This is a genomic window from Bifidobacterium vansinderenii, from assembly GCF_002234915.1.
GTDB lineage: Bacteria > Actinomycetota > Actinomycetes > Actinomycetales > Bifidobacteriaceae > Galliscardovia > Galliscardovia vansinderenii.
The window spans coordinates 1-2,171 of sequence record NZ_NEWD01000054.1 but is presented as its reverse complement, the minus strand read 5'-3'; the positions used below and the strand labels follow the sequence as shown (position 1 = coordinate 2,171).

The 2,171-nt window shown below is 53.8% G+C and carries 4 protein-coding genes; all 4 read left to right on the top strand.

The genetic code is table 11. From position 1 onward, the window contains the following. The coding region (locus tag Tam10B_RS13675) for a hypothetical protein (RefSeq protein ID WP_233133732.1) at window positions 1-193 on the top strand (193 nt) is incomplete at its 5' end. A gap of 418 nt (window positions 194-611) precedes the next feature. Then, window positions 612-1,220, top strand: coding sequence for a hypothetical protein (locus Tam10B_RS12695; protein WP_093961597.1), 609 nt, complete (start codon window positions 612-614; stop codon window positions 1,218-1,220). After that, complete coding sequence (locus Tam10B_RS12690) at window positions 1,217-1,375, top strand: hypothetical protein (protein ID WP_158214223.1); 159 nt, start codon at window positions 1,217-1,219, stop codon at window positions 1,373-1,375. Before Tam10B_RS12695 ends, Tam10B_RS12690 begins: the two co-directional genes overlap by 4 nt. Window positions 1,376-1,668: 293 nt before the next feature. After that, window positions 1,669-2,171 (top strand): hypothetical protein (locus tag Tam10B_RS12685; RefSeq protein WP_143248661.1); only part of this gene is annotated, 503 nt, incomplete at its 3' end.

The following is a 2,171-nucleotide window of genomic DNA, read 5'->3' as shown; positions in this document are numbered from 1 at the left end:
ACAGAACAGCGGAGCCCACAAGAGTGAATGGCTGCGTATGGTCAGTGAAGTTGGGCGGATTTTAAGACTTACCGCTACGACGATGATGTTGTGTAGAGATTCCGCACTGTGGAGCTTGTACATAGAACCGGCCTCCGAATGGGGGCCGGTTTTTGTTTGCCTGTTTGAAGTTCCACAAACCCCAGCTTGGTGATTCTGTCCCTCCTCACCACATATTTGGGGCGTCAAATACCCGAATCCTGCTCTTTGGGGCGTCGAATACCCATTTTTTCGTTGATTTTCGTCCATTTGGCGCCCCAAATCCTTGGGAGAGCCGAAGAGCACCGCGCTAAGGGGCATCCCGTCAATCATGGATCACCCCAGTGCAATGCCGTTAGGCAGTTTTCTGCCACAGAGATTCTTTCGCCCCACAATGTAGATACCGAACAAGAGAAATCTTGGATGCGGATCTTATGCCGGCGTCTCACTGTTGAATGCACCCCGTTCCATGTTCCCGCGAATGCTCGGGAAAGAAGACCGACAGCGAGGACAGCCAACACCTAAAAAGCAACAGTCCAGCTTTGCATACCAGAGCTGAACACCATGAAAATATGCGAGAAGGGAAGACGATTATGGAAATCAACGATTGCGGCGGATACACCTATGCGGTTCAGCGGCTGAGCGACCTGCGCTACGTGGCGGGCTACGCCTGCCAACTGCCTCTGAGGTGGACCTACGACCCCGAGCATGCCGCGGGTCCTGAATCCCTGAGCGAGGAAGAGAACAACGGCACGTTTCTGAGCGACATATTCGGCAAGGAGGTTCTGCGCGAGGAGTTTCTGCAGGCCGTGGCCGACGTGGATCCCGACGACGAGGATGACGAGAACAACGAATGGTATTGGCGGGACGAGGATGCGTGGGAGATCAGCAAGCGCGTTCTCAAGCCCGGATACCGGCTTGTTCGCATCCCCATGCTGTTCGATTACTTCCTGGAGGAGGACGAGAACGGCGTGCCGTGGACCGAAGACAATCCCGACCCGTTCTGGGATGAGGATGGGGACCATCAGAATCTCGTGCTGATCCGCAACAAGGTGTTCGGTGAAGGTGGCGCCATTGCCGCCGAGGGCGAGTATGTGCCGGCCGATGCCCCGTGGTCGGCGTGCTCCACGAGGAACTCGCGGCCCGGCTGTACAACATGGAGGGGTTCAAGGCGGAGGACCTGTTCCAGGCCTCCCACATGATCGATCCGAAGCACCCCCTCACCCGCAAGTACTTCCCCGAGATGGCCATCAGCCAGACCGTGGAGGAGGAAATGAAGGTGGTTGCCAGCTGGGGTGTCAAGGACGAGGCCGTGCAGCGCGCCACGGCAGAGTGGCTCATGGGGAGTAAGAGCTGATTGGTTTGTGAGGCGGGCGGGGCTGCCGGTTCTGTATGGGACCGGCAGCCCTGACCTAGTAGCCCCTCGGCCCAGCTTCTACCGTAATTTATGGCACCAGTCATCCGCCGATGACTAACACTCCTCGCTCCGCAACCCAAGCACCTGTTTGGTCACCAATTTCACCTGTTTAACACCTCAAATACTTGTGAGATGCAAAACCCATGGCATGATCCCACAGAGTGAAGAACTTGTTCCACCATTGCTATGAGACTAGTACTGTCAGAACCATCCAATAACAAAGGAGTTGGTCTATGACTACGAATGATCCGGAAGACAGAAAGTCTCAGGACCCGTTACGCAACGCGTTCATTGAAATGGGTACGAAACAGTATTTTGCGGAATACCAAAACGAAGATGATCCCGTACTGGGCATTTCTCTGGACGATTTCAAGAAAGTACAGCGTGAGGTAAATGCTAGCGGGATCAAAGATGATCTCGCACGATTGGTCAAGGATGACGAACGTCGCAAAAATCTGATCAAAAGTGTTGCAGATCAACTGCACTTCGCCATAGATATGGAAAAAACTGATTATGAGATGCAGTTTGCCGAGCAACTAGAACGCATCATCTATGAAACTCCCTCAGTATTTACCGCATACCACAAGTGGGCCAAACAGATGGCCGACATAATCGCCGGCGGTACTCTGACGGATGACGAGCGGTCATTGTATTCAGAACGAATGTGGGAATTGGGCTGGCTACTGGAATCGGAATCTCACGAACAATGCAAATGCGTATCATGCATTGCGCGTAG